The organism is Kitasatospora sp. UYEF31, from assembly GCF_057291755.1.
In genome coordinates this window covers 75994-94806 of sequence record NZ_JBXAWK010000022.1, presented here as the reverse complement: position 1 = coordinate 94806, position 18813 = coordinate 75994, and the positions used below count along the sequence as shown (strand labels likewise).

Annotated in this window: 22 protein-coding genes, 1 tRNA gene and 1 pseudogene; 10 read left to right on the top strand and 14 right to left on the bottom strand. The window is 66.4% G+C overall.

What is annotated here, in order from left to right:
- Positions 1-111: 111 nt before the first annotated feature.
- Both AC0Z36_RS13860 and AC0Z36_RS13855 read right to left on the bottom strand, forming a co-directional pair.
- Complete coding sequence (locus tag AC0Z36_RS13860) at positions 112-609, bottom strand: ATP-binding protein (protein ID WP_485463142.1); 498 nt, start codon at positions 607-609, stop codon at positions 112-114.
- 189 nt (positions 610-798) lie between these two features.
- Positions 799-1629, bottom strand: coding sequence for a glycerophosphodiester phosphodiesterase (locus tag AC0Z36_RS13855; RefSeq protein ID WP_485463136.1), 831 nt, complete (start codon positions 1627-1629; stop codon positions 799-801).
- Positions 1630-1871: 242 nt separating this feature from the next.
- Between AC0Z36_RS13855 and AC0Z36_RS13850 the strand changes: the two genes are divergently transcribed.
- Entirely contained in the window at positions 1872-3317 is a 1446-nt protein-coding gene (locus AC0Z36_RS13850; RefSeq protein WP_485463135.1) for a S1C family serine protease, read from the top strand.
- Between the two features lie 197 nt (positions 3318-3514).
- A tRNA-Ser gene (locus AC0Z36_RS13845) sits at positions 3515-3603 on the top strand.
- A 159-nt stretch (positions 3604-3762) separates the two neighbouring features.
- Here the strand turns inward: AC0Z36_RS13845 and AC0Z36_RS13840 are convergent.
- Positions 3763-4305, bottom strand: a pseudogene (locus tag AC0Z36_RS13840) (site-specific integrase); the annotation flags it as partial.
- A gap of 697 nt (positions 4306-5002) precedes the next feature.
- Between AC0Z36_RS13840 and AC0Z36_RS13835 the strand changes: the two are divergent.
- Positions 5003-5464: a hypothetical protein gene (locus AC0Z36_RS13835; protein WP_485463134.1), complete on the top strand. Its 462-nt coding sequence runs from the start codon at positions 5003-5005 to the stop codon at positions 5462-5464.
- A gap of 372 nt (positions 5465-5836) precedes the next feature.
- Here the strand turns inward: AC0Z36_RS13835 and AC0Z36_RS13830 are convergent, their stop codons facing one another.
- The 5 genes from AC0Z36_RS13830 to AC0Z36_RS13810 all read right to left on the bottom strand — a co-directional run bounded on the left by AC0Z36_RS13830 (position 5837) and on the right by AC0Z36_RS13810 (position 9861).
- The gene (locus AC0Z36_RS13830; protein WP_485463133.1) at positions 5837-6307 is read right to left on the bottom strand and encodes an NUDIX hydrolase; all 471 of its coding nucleotides are present in this window, start codon (positions 6305-6307) and stop codon (positions 5837-5839) included.
- Positions 6308-6402: 95 nt separating this feature from the next.
- Positions 6403-7527, bottom strand: a complete 1125-nt coding sequence (locus tag AC0Z36_RS13825; RefSeq protein WP_485463132.1) for a DNA glycosylase AlkZ-like family protein — start codon at positions 7525-7527, stop codon at positions 6403-6405.
- Between the two features lie 78 nt (positions 7528-7605).
- On the bottom strand, positions 7606-8943 hold the full coding sequence (locus AC0Z36_RS13820) for a B12-binding domain-containing radical SAM protein (RefSeq protein WP_485463131.1): 1338 nt from the start codon (positions 8941-8943) through the stop codon (positions 7606-7608).
- A gap of 328 nt (positions 8944-9271) precedes the next feature.
- The gene (locus AC0Z36_RS13815; protein ID WP_485463130.1) at positions 9272-9697 is read right to left on the bottom strand and encodes an ATP-binding protein; all 426 of its coding nucleotides are present in this window, start codon (positions 9695-9697) and stop codon (positions 9272-9274) included.
- 11 nt (positions 9698-9708) lie between these two features.
- Positions 9709-9861, bottom strand: coding sequence for a hypothetical protein (locus AC0Z36_RS13810; protein ID WP_485463129.1), 153 nt, complete (start codon positions 9859-9861; stop codon positions 9709-9711).
- Between the two features lie 426 nt (positions 9862-10287).
- Here AC0Z36_RS13810 and AC0Z36_RS13805 point away from each other — a divergent pair, with 426 nt between their 5' ends.
- The 3 genes from AC0Z36_RS13805 to AC0Z36_RS13795 all read left to right on the top strand — a co-directional run bounded on the left by AC0Z36_RS13805 (position 10288) and on the right by AC0Z36_RS13795 (position 12601).
- Positions 10288-11631 (top strand): NsdA family TPR-like regulatory protein, encoded by a 1344-nt coding sequence (locus AC0Z36_RS13805; protein WP_485463128.1) that lies wholly within the window; start codon positions 10288-10290, stop codon positions 11629-11631.
- 9 nt (positions 11632-11640) lie between these two features.
- A complete protein-coding gene (locus tag AC0Z36_RS13800; RefSeq protein ID WP_485463127.1) occupies positions 11641-12183 on the top strand; it encodes a GNAT family N-acetyltransferase in 543 nt (180 codons plus the stop codon).
- A 253-nt stretch (positions 12184-12436) separates the two neighbouring features.
- Positions 12437-12601 (top strand): hypothetical protein, encoded by a 165-nt coding sequence (locus AC0Z36_RS13795; RefSeq protein WP_485463126.1) that lies wholly within the window; start codon positions 12437-12439, stop codon positions 12599-12601.
- Here the strand turns inward: AC0Z36_RS13795 and AC0Z36_RS13790 are convergent.
- The 3 genes from AC0Z36_RS13790 to AC0Z36_RS13780 all read right to left on the bottom strand — a co-directional run bounded on the left by AC0Z36_RS13790 (position 12568) and on the right by AC0Z36_RS13780 (position 14308).
- The gene (locus AC0Z36_RS13790) at positions 12568-13149 is read right to left on the bottom strand and encodes an NUDIX hydrolase (RefSeq protein WP_485463125.1); all 582 of its coding nucleotides are present in this window, start codon (positions 13147-13149) and stop codon (positions 12568-12570) included. The genes AC0Z36_RS13795 and AC0Z36_RS13790 overlap by 34 nt on opposite strands.
- A 254-nt stretch (positions 13150-13403) precedes the next feature.
- Positions 13404-13685: a hypothetical protein gene (locus AC0Z36_RS13785; RefSeq protein ID WP_485463124.1), complete on the bottom strand. Its 282-nt coding sequence runs from the start codon at positions 13683-13685 to the stop codon at positions 13404-13406.
- A 155-nt stretch (positions 13686-13840) separates the two neighbouring features.
- Positions 13841-14308, bottom strand: a complete 468-nt coding sequence (locus AC0Z36_RS13780) for a hypothetical protein (protein WP_485463123.1) — start codon at positions 14306-14308, stop codon at positions 13841-13843.
- Positions 14309-14410: 102 nt separating this feature from the next.
- Between AC0Z36_RS13780 and AC0Z36_RS13775 the strand changes: the two genes are divergently transcribed.
- From AC0Z36_RS13775 to AC0Z36_RS13760, 4 genes are all read left to right on the top strand, one after another.
- Complete coding sequence (locus AC0Z36_RS13775) at positions 14411-14623, top strand: helix-turn-helix domain-containing protein (protein WP_485463141.1); 213 nt, start codon at positions 14411-14413, stop codon at positions 14621-14623.
- Positions 14624-14821: 198 nt separating this feature from the next.
- A complete protein-coding gene (locus AC0Z36_RS13770; RefSeq protein ID WP_485463122.1) occupies positions 14822-15022 on the top strand; it encodes a hypothetical protein in 201 nt (66 codons plus the stop codon).
- A gap of 69 nt (positions 15023-15091) precedes the next feature.
- The gene (locus AC0Z36_RS13765) at positions 15092-15478 is read left to right on the top strand and encodes an IS30 family transposase (RefSeq protein WP_485463140.1); all 387 of its coding nucleotides are present in this window, start codon (positions 15092-15094) and stop codon (positions 15476-15478) included.
- A complete protein-coding gene (locus AC0Z36_RS13760) occupies positions 15475-15639 on the top strand; it encodes a hypothetical protein (protein ID WP_485463121.1) in 165 nt (54 codons plus the stop codon). Before AC0Z36_RS13765 ends, AC0Z36_RS13760 begins: the two co-directional genes overlap by 4 nt.
- Before the next feature lie 413 nt (positions 15640-16052).
- On the opposite strand, the gene AC0Z36_RS13755 is transcribed toward AC0Z36_RS13760, so the two are convergent.
- The 3 genes from AC0Z36_RS13755 to AC0Z36_RS13745 form a co-directional block, all read right to left on the bottom strand.
- On the bottom strand, positions 16053-16793 hold the full coding sequence (locus AC0Z36_RS13755) for a hypothetical protein (protein ID WP_485463120.1): 741 nt from the start codon (positions 16791-16793) through the stop codon (positions 16053-16055).
- A gap of 9 nt (positions 16794-16802) precedes the next feature.
- On the bottom strand, positions 16803-18296 hold the full coding sequence (gene tnpC / locus AC0Z36_RS13750) for an IS66 family transposase (protein ID WP_485463119.1): 1494 nt from the start codon (positions 18294-18296) through the stop codon (positions 16803-16805).
- Between the two features lie 223 nt (positions 18297-18519).
- Positions 18520-18807, bottom strand: coding sequence for a hypothetical protein (locus tag AC0Z36_RS13745; RefSeq protein ID WP_485463118.1), 288 nt, complete (start codon positions 18805-18807; stop codon positions 18520-18522).
- Positions 18808-18813: the final 6 nt, after the last annotated feature.

Sequence of the window (18813 nt, the reverse complement as noted above, 5' to 3'; positions counted from 1 at the left end):
GAGCCAGTCAGGAGCCGCCCGGTGGGGAGCCAGTCAGGAGCCGCCCGGTGGGGAGCCAGTCAGGAGCCGCCCGGTGGGGAGCCAGTCAGGAGCCGCCCGGTGGGGAGCCAGTCAGGAGCCGGTTCCGCCGTCCAGCGCTTCGGTCGCGTCCAGGTTGAACTCCCAGAACCCCGGCAGCCCGGCGGGCTCATCCCGGCCGTCGACCCGCAGGAGGGTCCACACGGTCACTTCATCGCCGTGCCCGCGCACACCCCATTCGACCGACAGGGTGTTGATGATGGACAGGCCACGACCGCCGTGGGCGGTCAGCGACGGACGGGACTGCCGGGGCCGGGTCGGGCCACCGCCGTCGGTCACCTCAATGGCGAACAGCCCGTCCGGGCGAATCCACCAGGCGGCCCTGACTTTCCCCGAAGCCAGGGGACGGGCGTGCCTGAGCGCGTTGCTGATCAGTTCCGACAGCACTAGTACGGCATCGTCCACGACCGCCGACGGCATGCCCCGGGCATCCAGATCCTTTGCCAGTCGACGCCGGGCATCCCCCACCCCGGTCGACGCGTACGGGATCATCACCGCTGCCGAATCGGGCGCCCCGCGGGCCACAACCATCGCCACCCCGCACCTCCCTCTCACCGTACGTCCGGGCAAGACATGCCCGTCCGCCGGCGGCGGGAAACGATGCGCGACCCGGACTGCGGAGGGCCCGTTGGGGCATTTCGGAGTCATTTGGGACACAACGACCAGTCGTCGTTGCCGAACCGAGGCCAACCATGCCCCGGCGTACGCCTGTTTTTGTCGCTACGCCCGACCCAGTTGGGCGAGGACCTCTTTCGGGCGGTTGGTGATGATGGTGTCCACGCCCAATTGGACACAGAGCTCCACATCCGCCGGGTCGTTGACGGTCCAGACGTGGACCCGGTGGCCGGAGCGGTGGAGGCGGGCGACGAAGCGGGGGTGCTTGCGGACGATGTCGATGCCGGGGCCGGCGATCCGTACGCCCTTGGGGAGGGTGCCGTCGCGGAACTGCAGGAGCACCGAATCCATCAGGAAGACCCGGGGCACGGCGGGGGCCAGGTGACGCATCCGGCGCATCGACATCTGGGAGAAGCTCATCACCCGTACCGGTGACGGCTTGTCCGCCGGGGGGTCGGTCAGACCGAACCTGGCCAGGAGGTCCACCAGCTTCTGTTCCACCAGCCCGGCGTACCGCGTGGGGTGCTTGGTCTCGATGGCCAGTTGCACGGGGCGGCCCGCGTCGGCCTGGAGTTCGAGCAGCCGTTCAAGGGTCAGCACGGAGGTGGCGTCCCAGTCGGGGGCCTCAGGTTCACCGGGCTGCACCTGGTCGGCCTTCCAGGAGCCGAAGTCCAGTGACGACAGCTGGGCGAGCTCCAGTGTGGACACGACTCCGTTGCCGTTGGAGGTGCGGTTGACCCGGCGGTCGTGGACGCACACCAGATGGCCGTCGGCGGTCAGCCGGACATCGCACTCCAGCGCGTCCGCACCGTCGTCGATCGCTTTGACGTACGCAGCGAGGGTGTGTTCCGGCAGGAAGTCCGAGGCCCCGCGGTGCGCGACCACTTGGATCGCGGAACGGGGGGACCGCAGCAGGGAGGAGGAGTCGCTCGACACCCTCGACATGCTGCCAGCCGCAGTCGACCCGCGCCCGGCGGGTTCGGCGATTCGGGGTAGTCCTTCTTTACTGTTCCGGACCCGTTCACCGGCCGTACGCACTTAGGTGCGGCGGCGGGCGGTGCTTGTAATCGCCGGATAAGCGCAAGGGGCCGGAGAACGACCGGATGCTTACCGTGCTCCGACGGGCTGTCGAGGAAGCTGTATCCATCAAGCTTTTCCGAGCCCTCTGGAGGACCGTCGTGGACGACGACGCACGTAAGGCAGCTGACGGTCGGCCCGAGCCGGAGCGTTCGGCAGCCCCCGACGAGCGTCCGGAGGACACCGCGGTCTTCGGGGCGGCTCCCGCCCCGGAGCCGGTGCCGCCGACGCCGACCACGCCCGACCCCGCGCACGAGGGCCCGCAGACCGGCGTCTTCGCGAACCCCTCGATGCCGACGTACGCGCCGCAGTACTCCATGGCCGGCGCTCCGGGTGACCCCGGCACCCAGCAGAGCCCGCAGCCCGGGTACGGCTTCCCCGGCCACCCGGTCTACCCCGCGTACAACGTGCCCTCCCGGCCGCGGCGCAAGCCGTCGAAGCTGGTGGTCACCGCGGTGGCCGCGGCGCTGCTCGCCGGTGGAGTCGGCGGCGGCCTCGGCGCCTGGCTGGTGGACCGCAACGACAACACGGTGACCATCGGCGCGCCGAGTTCCGCCAAGGCCGACCCGGCGGCGCTCAACCGCGCGCCGGAGAGCGTGGCGGCGATCGCCGCCAAGGCACTCCCCAGCACGGTCACCATCAAGACCAAGGGCGGTGGGGGCGAAGGCACAGGTGCCGGGTTCATCCTGAACACCGACGGCTACATCATGACCAACAACCACGTGGTGTCGCAGGCGGCCCAGGGCGGCAAGCTCCAGGTGATCCTGCATGACGGCACCACCGTGGACGCGAAGGTCGTCGGTCGGGCAGAGGGTTACGACCTCGCCGTCATCAAGATCGACGGAGTGCCGAACCTCAAGCCGCTGCCGATGGGCGACTCCGACAAGATGGCGGTCGGCGACCCGGTCATCGCCATCGGTGCGCCGTACGGCCTCGACGGCACCGTCACCACCGGCATCGTCAGCGCCAAGGACCGCCCGGTGGCCTCGGGCGACGGCCAGCAGCAGGCGTCCTTCATGAACGCGCTGCAGACCGACGCTTCGATCAACCCGGGCAACTCCGGCGGCCCGCTGCTCAACGCCGCCGGTGAGGTCATCGGCATCAACTCGGCGATCCGGTCGACCGGCAGTGGTGGCGGCAGTGGTGGCCAGCCGCAGCAGTCCGGCAGCATCGGCCTCGGCTTCGCCATCCCGATCAACCAGGCCAAGTGGGTCGCCGACCAGCTGATCAAGACCGGCAAGCCGGTGTACGCGCAGCTCGGCGTCCTGCCGGACTCCCAGTACAACGGTGTCGGCGCGAAGATCCTCGACAGTGCCCCGCAGGGCAACAACGTGATCACCCCCGGCGGCGGTGCCGACAAGGCCGGCCTGAAGCCCGGCGACGTCATCACCAAGCTCGGCGACCGGCGGATCACGTCGTACGAGGAACTGTTCAGCGAGATCTGGAGCCACCACCCGGGCGACAAGGTCCAGATCACCTATACGCGGGGCGGCCAGGAGCACACGACCACAGCGGTCCTGGGCGAGCGTGACGGCGACAATAAGTGATCCGGGCGAACGCCGGTCGGTGACCGGGGTGTCGATCCGGAACCGGACCTGTACAGAGCAGTCCGCAGGATGACCGGTGGTGGGGCCGACAAGGTCCCCACCACCGGTTTTCCGTGTCGAGGGGAATCCTCGGTGACCGCGAGCGGCCCACATGAGAGACTGACCCCGGCTCCGGGATCCGTATGGGTTCCTGGTCTGGAGGGCTCGCCTAGTGGCCGATGGCGGCGGTCTTGAAAACCGCTAACTGGGGTGACTCAGTTCGTGGGTTCGAATCCCACGCCCTCCGCTGACCTGCGATTTTACCGTAGTTCGGTTCTTTTGATGACCCGCCGGATCCCTTGGGTGAGCCCGAGGTGAGCCCGGCGGGTCCGCGTGTGGCCCGGGGGACAAACTTCACGGCCGCCTCGGCGAAGTCGCGCGCCAGCTCCGGAAGCACGCTGGTGTACGTGTCCGCTGTGATCGTGATCGTCGAGTGTCCGAGCATGTCCTTGATCGTGACGAGGTCCGCGCCTGCGGCCAGGGCCAACGTGGCTGCCCCGTGTCGTAGGTCGTGGACCCGGATGGGCGGCAGGTCGGCGGACTTCACCAGCGCCCGCAGAGCATCGGTTATATCCGCAGGGTGGTACGCCTCGCCGTTCTCCTGGGTGAAGGCCAAACCGGTGTCCGTCCACGCCTCGCCCCACTGCAAGCGTTCGCGTAGTTGCCGCGCCCGATGCGTACGCAACTCGGTGATGTTCTCGCCGTCGAGGGCGATCGTCCGTGCTCCGGCGTCGCTCTTCGGCTTCGTCGTCTCGACTATGGCGCCGTACTGCACGATCTGCTGCGACACGGTCACTTCACCCCTGATGAGGTCGATGTCCGTCCAGCGCTGGCCGCATGCTTCGCCGCGACGTAGGCCCCGGAAGGCGATCAGGTGGAACAGCGCGTACATGCGGTGCTCGGCCGCGTGGTCGAGGAATGCACCCGTCAGGGCCGGAGTCCACACCATGACGCTGGCAGGAACCTCCCCGGTCTCCCGCCAGCGTTGCACCCGTTCCTCGGTCCACAGGATCGGCTTCGGGCGGGTGACCGGAGGCAACTCGACGAACTGAGCTGGGTTGAAGGTGATGAGTCGCTGCCGGATCGCGTCGTTGAGCGCGTTCCGCAGGGTGGCACGGATGCGCTCCCGGGTTGCGGGCCCGGCCGGCCGGTGCCGCTTGCCAGTCAGTTCGGCCAGTGGCCTGCGGTCGCCGGTTTCCCGGGCCTCCCGGATGATCTCGTTCCGCTCCTCGATCCAGTCGAACAGGTCGGCGATGTGCGGGATCTGCGTGCGGTCCAGACGCCGGTGTCCGAGGTAAGGCTTCAGGTACAGCTCAATGTGCGACCGATAGCCGCGGGTGGTGTTCCCCGCGGCCTTCTTCTTGCCCTCCAGCCACTCGTCCAGGTAGTCGCCCAGGGTCAACGTGCGGGCGAGGGACTGGCCGGTACGCAGGCACCGCAGGGTTTCGTCCCGGTCCGGGATCGGGGCGCCGCTCTTGGCCGCTGCGATGAGGAGTTCGGCGACCGCCTGGCGTCCTTCGTCGTCGTCCGAGTCGGGGAGGCCGACCAGCGCGCGCACGGCGTCAAGGTCGGCTTGGGCCTTGGTGGCGGTGTCGTACCCGGACCGGCTGGGCCGAGTTGTCGCCAAGGCGGCGACGGTCGGCCGCATGGTGAGGACAAAAGCAGCGGCCGACTACTGGGAGGACGCGTACGCGCGACTCGTCGGCGGCTATGTGGGTGATGGTCCAGCTGCTCAGGTCGTCGCCCGTGCCGCGCCGCAGGTAGTGAGGTTGTCCGTGACGATTGCCCTCCTCGACGGGAAGAGCAGCATCGAAGTGCCGCACATTCAGGCTGCGGAAGCCTTCTGGGAATACGTCGCGGACTCCGCCTGGTACGTCTTCGGTGAGGACAGCGGCAATCCTGACCTCGACCGGCTGAAGGCGTTCATCGGCAACGCGGAGGAGCAAGGTGTTAGCCGGACGGACATCACCGTCGGCTGCTTCGGCAAGAACCGGACGAAGGGCCAGATTGACGACTTCGTAGGCGAGCTTCTGACCGCCGGAGAGTACGAAGAGTTCACGATCGCGACCAAGGGGCGTCCGGCTACGCGGTACCGACGAAAGAAGTGAAGTAACGAACTATGCCCATGAACTGGGCAAGTGCCGGGCCCTTCGTTCGTGGACACGAACGAAGGGCCTTCGGGCGTAGTGGCCTTGACCTGCGGTTATGGGATTAGTTCGTTACTTCGTTTCTTTCGTACGCTGGAGCGTGCCCGGCAGTGGGAGCGGTTCGGACAACTGGCGCTCCTCCGGTCGGAGCCCGAGGAAGTAGCGCTAACGGTGGGCCTTTTGGGCCTGTCCTCGCGCGCGCGCGAGGCTTGCCGGGAACATCGCAGGGCTTCGATGTCCGGCCGGCTCTTGGCTTGTCGAAGGTGACTGTTGCTTATGATGGGTGTGCAGGCGAGAAATTCGGCCCGCGTACACCCCCTCGCCCGGTTCCTGTCAACGCTCAGCCAGGGCGGTTTCCCAGCCGAACCTGGAGCGCACGCGGCCGGCGTTGATGTGGGCCAGGGCCGCTGCGTGGTAGGGCACCGTGTTCGTCGGGATTTCGTCGAAGGTGTACCACCCGAGTCCGCCGCACTTGTCGGGTTCCGCGTTGTACGGCTCCCCGTGCCACGAGAGCGCCCGGTAGAAGACGCCGAGGCGGGGTTCCTCCCCGGGGGCCTGGTGGTCGATGAAGTGCGCGAACTCCAGGTCGCCGGAGTCGACGCGGACGCCGATCTCCTCCAGCCCTTCGCGGGCGGTGCCGTCGTCCGTGGGCTCCAGGGGTTCCAGGTGCCCGCTGGGGACCTGCCACAGACCTGACGCGTACCCGCCCTGACGCAGGCTCAGCAGCACCCTGCCGTCACGGACGAGGAGGAGGTGGACATCGCAGATGCGCTGATGGCGCTGAACAGGGGTGGTTGTGCTCACGGTGGTGGAAGGTCTCTCGTGGGGCCGGTGAAGCCACCGATTATTGCCCTGCGCGATGCCTCGGTGAGACGTTTTCCCCGTACGGGTGACCGCCCTCAGGACGGTTCGGTGCGCAGGAACGCCTCAGCCTGATCCAGCCGTTCCCGGACAAGGAGGCCGACTCCGCGCGGGAGCTCGGTGAAGACTTCGAAGCGCACGGTGCGGGTCTTCTTGTCCCACGCCCAGGTGCCCGCGATCCGTCCCGCGACGGTGATGGCGGCCCGGACTTCGCCGATGGTGTTGAACGCCCGCCGGGTGTGCGCGGGGTCGTGGTACCGCCGGCGGGTGGTGAAGTAGCCCTTGAACGTCGGGTCTTCGAAGGCGAGCAGCCGCACATGGTCGTCCGGCAGCGGGGACGTGTCCCGGATCCGGTCCAGGTCCTCGGCCAGCACCAGGAGGATGCCCGGAACCCCTTCGACCCGCACCCGGACGATCTCGTGCCGCAGTGCGGCCAGGGCGGGACTGATCTGGCCGCGGGTGAGCCCGGACCACCACAGGAGATCGCCCTCGGCGGCGGGCCCGTACGCGCGCAGGTAGCGGCGGACCAGCGCGATCGTCGCAGCACAGGTGTCGGTCCCGTTCAGGGGCAGGGTCGGGTGGGCGTGGTGGAGCAGGGCGAACTGCCGTGCCTCCCGGTGCAGGGACACGGCCGCGTTGCCGCAGGCGATGTCCCCGGACTCCCAGGCCCACTTGATGCCGTGCCGCACCATCGGGACAGTCGCTCCGGCGAACTGCTTGGTCAGACGGTCCTGGAGGTCGCGGTAGCCGAGTGGGCCGCCGACCAGGACGTCGACCGTACGTTCGGCCCATGTCTTCAGATCTGCCGCGTTCAGGCCGTGGCGACGGCCGCTCGCCTCCGTGGCGCCCAAGCGCAGCCGCAGGGTGGCGGTGTGCGCGGCGGCGGCCTGGTCCAGTGGCCACAGGTGCAGGGTGCGGCGCATGCACCGCACCTTGACCAGAGATCCGCCCGGGGCGAGCGCGTTCCTCAACTGCCCGGCGGTGAAAGCCGGAAGGCGGGTGTGGGCGGTGACGAACGGGGTCAGCAGCCGGGCCGCGTGCATGCCTGCCTGGGCGTCGGCGATGCGGGTCACGCTGCTTGGGCCGGGAGCCTGACCCCAGCCGTGGCGGGTGGCGACCGCCGCCCGTTCGACGGCGGCCGGTACTGCCACGGTGGAGGACAACTCCGGTGCTCCTCTGCGCTGGTGGAGACAGGCGCGGTCTGGTTGGCCGCCAGGAGCATCCGAGCGTAGTGGGGGCTTTCAGTCCACCGGGGCCGATGCCGGAAGCTGGTGCCGGTCCGGCCACAGTTCGCCGACCATGCCCGCGATCTGTACGTATCCGGCCTGGACCTCGGCGAACTGCGCCTCGGTTCCCCACCAGTGCCGGTCGTTGTGGTGGCTGTGGTACTGGCCCCAGTCGCCCGTCCAGCCCGGCTGGCTGCTGGTCCCGTGCAGGTCGAACTCCTGGGGGTGGTCGTACACGTACGTGCCGGGCAGCGGCACGAACCGGAACAGGGAGGCGCGTTCGACGTCCGGGGCGATCTCCGCGAGCAGGTCCATCGTCTCTTCGGTGGTCTGCCGGTCCTCGCCGGGATAGCCGTGGATGAGGAACAGCTTGACCTTGATGCCGGAGTTCCTGCTCCACCGCACGGCCCGCCGGATGTGGTCCGCGGTGATGTTCTTGCGCATGGCCTTGAGGATCCTCGGGCTTCCGGACTCCATGCCGTACTTGACCTCCACGCAGCCGGAGGCCGCCATATCGGCCAGCAGGGCCTCGTCCACGGTGTCCACGCGGGACAGCGCGGACCACTTCAGTCCCAGGTCCGTGATGCTGGTGCAGATGTCGCGGACTTTGGTCTTGTTCACGATGAAGTTGTCGTCCACGATGGCGAATCCTTCGATCCCGTACCGCTCGATCATGTCCACGAGTTCGCGGCGGGCGCTGGCTCCCGACCGGTACTGGATGCGGGTCTGGGCAGCCGCGCAGAACCGGCAGGGGAACGGGCACCCCCGGCTGAACATGACGTGGGCCATGAGCAGGTCGGTGGTGCTGAGCCGGTCGGACATCACCACGTCCTCGACGGGCAGCAGGTGACGGGCCGGCAGGGGCAGCGTGTCGATGCTCTTGAGCAGGGTCCGGGGCGGGGTACGGACGACAACACCGTGGCGCCGGTAGCAGATGCCGTTGACCTCCTCGAAGCGCCGGGCACGGCCGTGGGCCAGGAGTTGGAGGAAGGTCTCCTCGCCTTCCCCGATGCCGACCGCGTCCGGTTCGATGTCCAGCAGCGTCTGTTCGGGGTAGAAGTTCGGGTGGACGCCACCGACCAGGACCACCGGATCGCCGTCGTACTCGCTGTCCCGGCGGCAGTCGCGGATGATCCCGTAGGTGGCCGAGGACGGGATGGTGAAGGCCACCGCGTCGAAACCGATGAAATCCCTGACGTGGTCGCTGGTGCTGACCTTGACGACCTGGACGTCGTGTCCGTGGGCTTCGGCGACCGCCGCCAGGTACAGCACCCCGAAGGGCGGGAACTCCTTGCGGTTCTCCTTGAACCGCGCGAGATCGAGAACTTCCGGATAGACCAGGGCAACACGCATTGTTCCCTCCGGCTCTTCTGGGCGATCTTCTGTTGTCGGTGCCCGTCCGTCTCCCCCGCCATGGGCCTTGGGGATCGGTTCGGCGGACTCTGGTGGTCAGCGTTGTCATCGGTCTACCCCCGGGGTGGTGGATGCCGCCCGGCTTCGGTCGGGGGGCGCGGAGCCGGGCGGCGGATCGGGGGGCCGTGTCCGGCCGAGTCAGCGCCGGACTGCCCGAGCGGCCAGTCGTCTCGCGGTCAGCGCGGGCGTCGGTATCGGTGTCTTCCGGGCGATGCGGGCCCGACCGCCTTCGCCGGCACGGTCCTTTCCAGTTGACGGTTCCGGGGTTCTACAGGGGCAGGGTGACGACGATCGTCTTTCCGCTGCCGTCGGCGTCGGCCGGTACGGCGGTGGTGCCTCCGACGTCGTCCACCAGCGCCCGGACGATCGCCAGCCCCCGTCCGCCCAGGCCGTCCACGTGGGCGACGAGCAGCGCGCTCGGCCGGTACGGGTGGCGGTCGTGGACCGCGATGGTCAGGAACCCGTCCTCGACCACCAGGCGCACGTCGAAGTACTCGGAGAGCAGCGCCGCGTGCTGCACACAATTGGTCGTCAGCTCGTTCAAGACCACCAACGCGACGTCCAGCAGCGGATGGTCGCGGGACAGACCGCACTCGGCCAGCGCTTCGCGCACCTCGCGGCGGATGCGCGGCACGGAGACCGCCACCGTGGGCAAAGTGCAGTGGTAGTCCAGCGGGGTGTGCACGGCCGTCACGCCCGTCCTGGTCACGCGATCCCGCCCAGGTTGAGCAACGTGTCCCAGTCCACTTCAGACCACCGCGCACAGTCGCGGTGGCTGGGCCGGAAGTCCCGCAGGGTGAACGGAGGCTTCTCCTCGTACGGCGCGGAGTTGCTGTCGGTCCGCTGAGCAGATGCCACCACCGGGTGATCACCGGGCTTCGTGAACCAGCCGGCCCAGCCACGGGCTGGGCCCGACTGGGCAAGGCGCCGCAGTGCTTCCCCCGGGGTTCGCTGTGGGAGCGGCCGGAGTTCCCCGCCGTGCTCCGGCACTGCCGCACTTCCGGCCGGCCGGGGTGTCTCTTCAGAAGGAAAATCACGGATCGAGGTGCGCACGGCTGCCATGCCAGTCCTTGTCGTGGCTGGAATCTCTGGGTGCTGTGCCACTCAGCGTGACCGCTCCGGTACGGCAAGTCCATCTGCGAAAAACGTCATCTTCGGCGCGTCAAGACGAAAGCGGCGCCATCTTTCGCCATCTTTCCGAGAGCGGGTCAGATAGGGCCTGGGAGCGGGCAATAGCCTTACGGTGGTGGGGAATCGGCGTACGGACGTACGGGACGGGAAGCCATGCGGACACTGTTGGCACTGCTCACCGAACAGCGCGGCTGGGCCTCCTTCCGGGTCTTCGCCATGCAGTTCGACAAGGCCGCCCAGCAGCTCGCCCGGGACAACAAAGACCCTCGGATCGGAGATGTCTGCCTGTCTCAGCGCACCTTCGAGCGCTGGATACACGGCTCTTCCAAGCCCACCGTGGATTCACGGCGGATCCTGGTCGCGATGTTCGACCACTCGATCGAGGACTTGATGTCACCCCCGCCGACAGGCACCCAACCGGGGCCGTCGAGCACCGTGTCACCGTTCACAGACCGCCCGGCGCCAGCCGATGTATATGACATGGGAAGGCAGGCGGCGATGGCTGCTGATCGAGCGCTGAGATTCGCGGTGCTGGCGGAGACCGGCCGTATCGGGCCGGAAACGCTGGACCACATCCGCAGCGAAGTGACCCGGATCGCAGCCGTGTACCCGCGGGTTCCCCTGCACACGATCCTGGGGGACCTGATCGAAATTCAGGACCTGACGTTCCGCCTGCTGGAGACCGGGCGTACCAAGCCTGGGCAAGCCCGGGACCTGTACTTCCTGGCAGCTATGACGTCCGGGATGCTGGCCAAGGCGAGCCACGACCTGGGCGATATCAGATCCGCGATGGCGCAGGCCCGCAGCGCGTACGTATGCGCAGACCACGCGGACCACCAGCCGATGCGCGCCTGGGTCCGCGGCCTGCAATCGCTCATCTCCTACTGGGCGGGCAACCCGGGGGAGGCCCTGCGGTTCTCCCAGCGTGGGTCAGCCGAGGCCGCCCGCGTCTGCGGAACCGCCGGCGCATGGCTCGCCGCCCTGGAAGGCAGAGCCCACGCACTCCTGGGAGACCGCGAAAGCGTCGACGCGGCCATCGCGCGAGCCGACGCCAAGCGAGAGGGCCTGGTCCCCGACGAACTCGACGCCATCGGGGGGATCCTGACCTTCTCCGCGCCCCGTCAGCTCTACTACACAGCAGAGGCCGCCGTGCTCCTGGGCCTGCCGTCCAGGCGCGCCGAGCGCGCCGCTGAGGCGGCAGTCGGTGCTTACCTCAATGCGGCCGAGGGGGAGTGGGCCTTCGGCGACGAGGCTGGAGCGCGTACCAACCTGGCGCTGACCAGGATCGCCAATGGGGATCTGGACGGGGCCCTGCCGGAACTCCGTGCCGTGCTGGACCTGCCCGCCGCACAGCGCAACCACGGCATCGTCATCAGCGTCCGCCGCGTACTCGACGCTCTGGCCGCCGGCCCCGTACGCTCCGCCCCGCTGGCCAGGAACATGCGGGCGGAAATCGAACTTTTCACCACCAACCCCGTTCCCGCCCTCCCCCGTTAGGGTCCGACCATGTATCCAGTGATTCAGCAGGCCGAACGCCTGGAACTGCGGGAGTTCACCTCTGAAGACGTAGCCGCCGTCCACGCGGTCTACGGCGATCCGGAGGTCACCCGGCATCTGAGCTTCGAGCCGCGCACCATGGAGCAGACCGCCGCCTTGGTGTCCGGCTGGATGGCATCGGCGCAGGCCGAGCCGCGCATCGAATACACCCTGGCCGTGATGCTGCGCGGCGAGGCCCGGACCATCGGGGTCGTGCGCCTGGCGATGGACCCGCACCAGCAACGCGCCGCCACCGTGGGATTCGCCCTGGCAACCGATACGTGGGGCAAGGGCCTGGGTCTGGAGACCGTCGGAGCCGCATTGACGCTGGCGTTCGACGACCTGGGGCTCCACCGGGTCTGGGCGGCTCGCGCTCCGTTGAACACTGTCTCGGACAAGACTCTTCTCGCCGCCGGGTTCACCCGCGAAGGCACGATCCGCGAGCACGTGTTCACGCGGGGAGCCTGGCGGGACTCCATCGTCTACGGAGTCCTGGAGTCCGAACGACTCTGACCCCCAAGCCCGGCCAAGGGGCGCCCGGCTTGGCGGTACCGACGAAAGAAACGAAGTAACGAACTATGCCCATGAGCCGGGCAGGTGCCAGGCCCTTCGTTCGTAGCTACAAACGAAGGGCCTTCGGGCAGAGTGGCCGTGACCTGCACCGATGGCGCCGCGGGCAGGCCAGAGGTACGGCCGAGACCTGCTCGCCGTGTTCGCCGTACAGTCACAGCCGTGAATTGACCGATCGTCACCTGGAGAGATGCTGATGACTGCCCTGGTTCCGCTCGACGACGAGGAGATCCGCGCCCTCCTGGCGGACCTGCCGGGCTGGACCCGGGCCGGCGACGCCATCGAGCGCGTGTACGGGGACACACCTGGACCGTGCGGTGGTACTCGTCAGCTGACGCCCAGCCGCTCCCGGGCGGCGTAGAGCCCGACCACGGATGCGGCACCGACGGCCCGGCCTTCGGCGACCAGTTTCACCGCGTCGGCCAGCGGCACCCAGCGCAGCATCGCGCCCTCGTTGATGTCCATCTCGCCCACACGGGTGGCACCGCGCCCCAGATAGATGTGGTTGGCCGCGGCAGCCGTACCAGTCATCGGTTCGAAAGTGACCAGATGCTCCATGGTCGCCGGACGCCACCCGGTCTCCTCTTCGGCTTCACGGCGTGCGCAGTCGGCGGGGGTCTCACCATCTTCGACGTAGCCGCCGGGCAGTTCCAGGACAGTGCGGCCGAGGATAAAGCGATGCCGTTCCAGCATCAGCACGTGGTTCTCTTCGTTGACGACAAGGGCCATGGCCGCATCCGGGAGGCGGAGGACGTACTGCTCGAACGGCACGCCGTCGGGGAGTTCCACGGAAGCGATCGACAACTTGGCCTTGCGGGTGTCATCGACGATCCTCTCGCCGTGGATCTTCCACTGGGGGATGTCCTGGGCAGCGGAGTCCCGTACGGGGTCGCTCGGCGGTGCTGTCATGCCGTCCACCGTAGAAGACGGAGGAGGCCGACGTGGTCAGTACGTGGCCTGTGGTCGTGGTGGTTACGTACGCAACAGGTAACGCTCGTACGGGACTCTGGGGCGGAGTTGTTGGACTTTCTGGACTGGTCCTTCGCGCGCGGGCGTACGCGTACCTGCAAGGGATGTGAGCCCTAAGTCAAGCGAAGCATGATGTATGAACTGTAAGAGGGCGGAGCGTGAAGCGGCCTGGACGAAAGCACATCTTCCTCGGCTCAGCCCGCGTCGGACTCAGTCGGTCCTGGGGGGCTCTGGTGTCCGCAGTCCAGGCTGGTGCCATCAGCGTCGACAACTGTGTAGTCGAGTACGACCTTGGTGGGGTCGCCGTCTTCGTAGAGCCACACAGTGATGCAGTCCGGCGAGACGCAGGTGGAGAACCAGACTTCGATCCCGTCGACAGTCTGCCGGACAGTGAGCCCTTCTCCAGGGTTCATCCAGTAGTCCTCGCCGTAGGGCTCGATGAACAGACAGACCACGCTGTTGCCTACGTTCTGCACGGGAAATTCGTTACGCCCCACCAGATCCCCCAAGATCTTCGCCTTGCAAACTTCCACACTAGTCACGATGTTCTGTGCCGAGTTGGGTCTGTGTCTGGGAGCCTCGGGGCACCTCACGCAGTGGAGCCATCACGTTGCTGAGAAGATCTCAGTAATCAAACCTGATCCTGCGATACTTCGAATCCGTAAGGTTGCCTCCCACCTACGAGACTCCATATGGAGTCTCTCTCTACCAAGCCAGCCCATTCCTCAAAATGCATTGGGCCGTCGCGGAACCACCAGTTTTCATGTCCGCCCGCGATCCCAAGCTCCTCGTCCATCGCGTAATGATATTCGAGCAGGACTTGAGAATAGTATTCATGCTCTCCATTTGCATCAGCAACCTCAAACTGGCGGACAAAACCAACAATGAATGTCGGCTCCGGAAGCCAATTTGCCCCGCCGTATTGAAATAGGAACCCATCGGAATCCGGGATATCAGGTACGTCGAACTCGACTTGCGCAAACCGCCGGACCGCCTCATGTAGATCAACCACAGTCGGCACTGAAATCCCCTCCATGGACGGGCCGAACAAAGCCCTTGCTACTTGAGCGGCAGATTCAATCGGATTCCTGGCGGACATAGTTAACCCTCAACCTCCTTGATCTCTAAGCCAAAGCAACTGCAGTCCTTGATCTCAACTGGCCGAAGCAATTGATCTTGGTCTCGTAGGCTCGGTGGCCTCATCCACCGCTCGGAGACCGCAGCCTGTGAACGTCCCGCCCCGCCGTGCTCCCTGTCGCCCGCAGACCGCGAGGAGATCTCCCGGGGCATCGTCGAGAACCTGGAAGGCGGACAGACAGCCGCCCGGATCGGACGCTGCCCCTCGGTGGTCAGTCGGGAGATCAGCCGCCACGGCGGCCGAGCCAACTACCGCGCCCACCACGCGAACGACTAGGCCGGACAATCCCGTTCCCGGCCCAAGACGCGGAAACTCGACCGGCTACCCGACCTGCGCCGTGAAGTCCAGGCCCGCCTGGGCCGCGGACTGTCCCCCGACCAGGTCGCCGGCCGGTTGCGCCGGGAACGCGGCCGCACCGACCCTGACAGGGTGATCTCCCACGAAGCCGTCTCTCCCCCAGACTCCGTCCGGGAGGTGCCCCCCTCCTGGATCCACGCCCTGCCCAAGGGTGAGCCCGCCCGCCACGGCGTCGCCCCGCGCTCGGGCCGGGCCGAACGCCGCCCCCGCGGCCGAACGAAGCAGACCGGCGCCCGGATCGTCGGCATGCGCTCCATCGACGACCGCCCCGCCGAAGTCGAGGACCGCAAGGTCCCCGGAGGCCGGGGGACCGGCTGACAACACTCGGCAGGGACGGGAAGTCCGCCCCGGGCACCCTGGTCGAGCGCACCAGCCGCTACACGATTCCTGGTCCCCCTGCCGTCGGGGAAGAACGCCACCGACGTCTGCGACGCCCTCATCGAGTCGGTCCGCGACGCACCCAGGCAGATGCCCACCAGTCCGACCTGGGACCAGGGCGGTGAAACGGCCCAGCACCAACGCCTGTCCCCGGCCACGGAGTCGGACGCGTACGTCGCCCACCCGCACTCCCCGTGGGAACGCGGGACCAACGAGAACACGAACCGGCTGCTGCGCGAGTACTTCCCCAAGGGCACCGACATCACCGCCCACGAGCCCTACCCGCGGGCCGTCGCCGAGGAACTCAACGCCCGGCCCCGCCGTATCCTCGACTACCAGACACCCGCCGAGGTATTCGCCGAGCTGCTGGCCGCCTCAATTGCTTCGACCAGTTGAGATCAAGCAACACCGCCGACCACGCCTTCAACAACGAGGTCAGCCGCCTCCGCGGCGTGCTCTCCACCGCGGTCAAGCACATGGTCAACCCGCTGACCGTCCCGCGCGGCGTGTTCACCGGCTTCACCTGGCTCCCACCCGCGGCCCGCGCCCCCATCTGAGCACCACCGCCCCGCCCAGCCGGTGACCGCCGGTCCCAGGCCGTCACACCATGCCCGGAACCGTCACACGGCGTGAACCAGTTGAATGGTTACGCTTAAATGTCGGATTTTGTAAGATCTTTTAGTATATCTGATATTTCTGCAATCCATTTCCTGTATCCATCGCAACGATCCCGAGGATCATAAGAACACCCCATGCCGACTAGGAGGTTCTCAATTTCATCACTGGACAAGCATTCACTCGTAATTGTCTCTATATCGGACATGACTCCACTCATGCGGAGCCTGTCGCGCCGAAAGAAAACTCGAACCACCTCCTCCACCTCTCCTTCCAGATCTCAATCTTCATGGAAATATCCGGAAATAATGTAGTGCAGTGATTCGAATTTCATTGACAAGAGTCTATTCTCAGATTACGAACGATGTGAGGTGCCTGGCTGGCGATTGCGTATGTCCGCCGAGGAATCAACCCGCGCATCTGAAGCTACGATCACCGCTTCAACAAGATGACTATCTGCGATCCGGTCGGCAAGATCTTCAGAGCATGCAATATAAGTGGAACACAAATCATAGTCACTGCCGACAACCCAGCTACGGTCGGCAGGCCACCAGTGTTCGGGGCCGATAGTCCCATCTTCGTCTGCGTAAGCTCTGACAGTTTCGAGCTCCGTCAAGGACGATACCCAGACAGTCGGCTCCTCCATTCCGCGCACAATTCTGGCAAGTTCATAGCTGAAGTAGATATCCTGACCCGAATTCGTAACCGAGGCTAGGATCTCAACAAGGCCATGCCGGGTCTCCGGGTCCGGCTCTCCGTCTTCAACAAACCAACTCGGGACACCAGGCCTCTCCAACGCCGGATTTAGGGCCTTGAACATCAATTCACCATGATATTCTGCACCTGCTTCTTCTGCCAATTCTTTCCAGGTAATGACCTGGTTGACATCTTCCTCAATTGACCACTTATGAAAGACTCGGACGTAGGCGGGAAACCCTTCAGGTACCACTTCCGTGACAACGTGTCGATGGACATCGGTTGAACGCGTTAGACGCTCACGCAGCCAAGACAGTGCAAGTCGAGGCTCAGCTACGACCTGTGCTGGTTTATGAATTTCACTAGCCATGAAAATCTTCACCCCTGCATTGGTGTCCATTCACGGGGGCTACGTTGTCGCGGGTAGCCAGGGGTTCCCGTTCAGGGCACGGTGGATGGCAGCCAGCGGTGTGACGCCGTGACCGCGCGCGCTGACGAGGTAGGAGCGGACCCGCAAATAGTCGCCCAGCGTTTCGGGCGTATGCCAGTACCCCGAGACGGCCTGATGCCGTTTCGGCCCTCGAAGTGCCTGTTCACTGGGATTGCTGGTCCAGGGGACCGCGAAGTTCCGGGTGAACAGCCAGACCTGCTCGGCCTTGTCCTTCAACCGAGCCGCCAACCGGTAGCCGGGATGGTTTCCCGCCTTGTCCCAATCCCGCAGTCGATTGGTCGTCTTCCCCCAGTCCACCGCCTTGTCGTAGCGGGCCCGCAGGTCCGTCAGCAGTTTCGCGTCAAGGCTGTCGCGTCCGTCCGCACCCGCGGCGGCCACCGCCTTCCCGGCCTCCCGCAACACCTCCATCACCTTCCGCGCCCAGCCCTGCTCACCACCCTCGGCCAGGGCGAGCACCGCCTTGCAGTGCCTGATCAGGTGCGCCGCACACTGCTGGACCCCGCCCAAGGTGGCGTCGAACTGATGCCAGCCGCTGTAGTCGTCACGCACCAACACTCCCGCCCAACCTTCCAGCACCCCAAGTCCCTTAATGGCCTCACTGGAACGGGCGTTGACGGGGATGTACCAGATCAGCCGCTCGCCGGGAGTTCGCAAGGTGATCGCGTGGGGGGCTCCGGGCAAGGGCCGTCCCAAGGAGTCGGTGTCCTTGCGCAGGACATGGACCGGACTCTCGTCCCCGCACAGCACCGCCTCGCCGCGCAAGGCCACCCGCATCGCCTCATCGAAACCGGCCACGTCCAGACGCTGGGCCAGGCGGGCATGGGCGCGGGCGACGAATCCGGAGGAAACCTCAACCCCGAGCAGGAAGTTCATCAGCGTCGCGGTGCGTTCAACCGGGACGTTGCCCTCTCTGCCCAGCAGTACGGCCGCCGCGTTCAGGTTCGGGCCGTAGGAAACGGTGCCGGCCCGCGCGTGCGGAACCTGAGCGGTGGTCGTGTGACCGCAGCCGCACCGTCGCCGGGGCAGCACATAGGCGACCTTCTCCAAGACCACCGGCAGGATGTCCCAAACCTGGGCCCAGGTGCCCCCCAGCTCGCGGGCGTCCGCGAGATCGCCGCCGCAGCTCCCGCAGTCGGCGGGGGTGGCGAGAACCTCCGTACGGTCCGGCTTGTCGGCGGGCTCCAGCCGGACATCCCTATGGCCTTTTTGCCCGCCGGGCTTGCGGTCCTTGGAACGCTCCCGCGAGGACAAGTCCGCCCGTTTCTTGGCTTTTGCCGCGATCGAGTCCTTCGAGAAGGGCTGGCCGGAGTTCGTGGAGTCCCGGTCCAGCCGCCGCTTCAACTCCGCGACCTCCAGCCGCAAGGTCACGATCTCGGCGCGCAGCTCATCGATCACGCCGGCCTGGACAGCGACCAGCGCGGCCAGATCCGCGTACGACGGCTGCTGTGACATGCGGACCAACCTACTGACCCGTCAGGCATGCCTCAGAATCCTCCCACCCGTGAATGGACACGCGCAGACGCCAAATCACCGCGCAGGGCGGCAAGTTCGACAGAGAGCCCTTCATCGGGCCGAACGGGATCAGACACGTAGCCAACTTAGCGATCAACTAGCAGAGCTGGACAGCGGAGCCCACCCTGCTGAATAGCTACCTGCGACTGGGATCAAGCGCATTTCACATGGTCGCTCGATGGCCGATCGCGCGCAGCACATCGGACAGCCAGACCAGTCCGTACCCCAGGGTCTTTTCGCGATCCTCGGTAATCTCCAGGGAGAACTGCCAAGACTCGCTCAGCTGCCCCATCGTCAGTCCGCTTGGATATTCGGTGGGATCATAGAGCTGATCTGGCGGGATATTCCAGAAATAGTCATCCGAAATAGACAACTCCACTCCCTCCGTTTCCTCGACGTGAGAGAGGAGGGCATCCATCACCTTGCGCAGTTCGGAAATCTGAATATTCATCTACTA

Excerpts from the sequence above, each read along its gene's own strand:
- AC0Z36_RS13860 (WP_485463142.1), bottom strand. The coding sequence starts at position 609 with ATGGTTGTGGCCCGCGGGGCGCCCGATTCGGCAGCGGTGATGATCCCG.
- AC0Z36_RS13780 (WP_485463123.1), bottom strand. The coding sequence starts at position 14,308 with ATGTCCGCCAGGAATCCGATTGAATCTGCCGCTCAAGTAGCAAGGGCT.
- AC0Z36_RS13795 (WP_485463126.1), top strand. The coding sequence starts at position 12,437 with ATGACTGCCCTGGTTCCGCTCGACGACGAGGAGATCCGCGCCCTCCTG.
- AC0Z36_RS13755 (WP_485463120.1), bottom strand. The coding sequence starts at position 16,793 with ATGGACACCAATGCAGGGGTGAAGATTTTCATGGCTAGTGAAATTCAT.
- AC0Z36_RS13800 (WP_485463127.1), top strand. The coding sequence starts at position 11,641 with ATGTATCCAGTGATTCAGCAGGCCGAACGCCTGGAACTGCGGGAGTTC.
- AC0Z36_RS13820 (WP_485463131.1), bottom strand. The coding sequence starts at position 8,943 with ATGCGTGTTGCCCTGGTCTATCCGGAAGTTCTCGATCTCGCGCGGTTC.
- tnpC (WP_485463119.1), bottom strand. The coding sequence starts at position 18,296 with ATGTCACAGCAGCCGTCGTACGCGGATCTGGCCGCGCTGGTCGCTGTC.
- AC0Z36_RS13835 (WP_485463134.1), top strand. The coding sequence starts at position 5,003 with ATGGTGAGGACAAAAGCAGCGGCCGACTACTGGGAGGACGCGTACGCG.
- AC0Z36_RS13805 (WP_485463128.1), top strand. The coding sequence starts at position 10,288 with ATGCGGACACTGTTGGCACTGCTCACCGAACAGCGCGGCTGGGCCTCC.
- AC0Z36_RS13790 (WP_485463125.1), bottom strand. The coding sequence starts at position 13,149 with ATGACAGCACCGCCGAGCGACCCCGTACGGGACTCCGCTGCCCAGGAC.
- AC0Z36_RS13745 (WP_485463118.1), bottom strand. The coding sequence starts at position 18,807 with ATGAATATTCAGATTTCCGAACTGCGCAAGGTGATGGATGCCCTCCTC.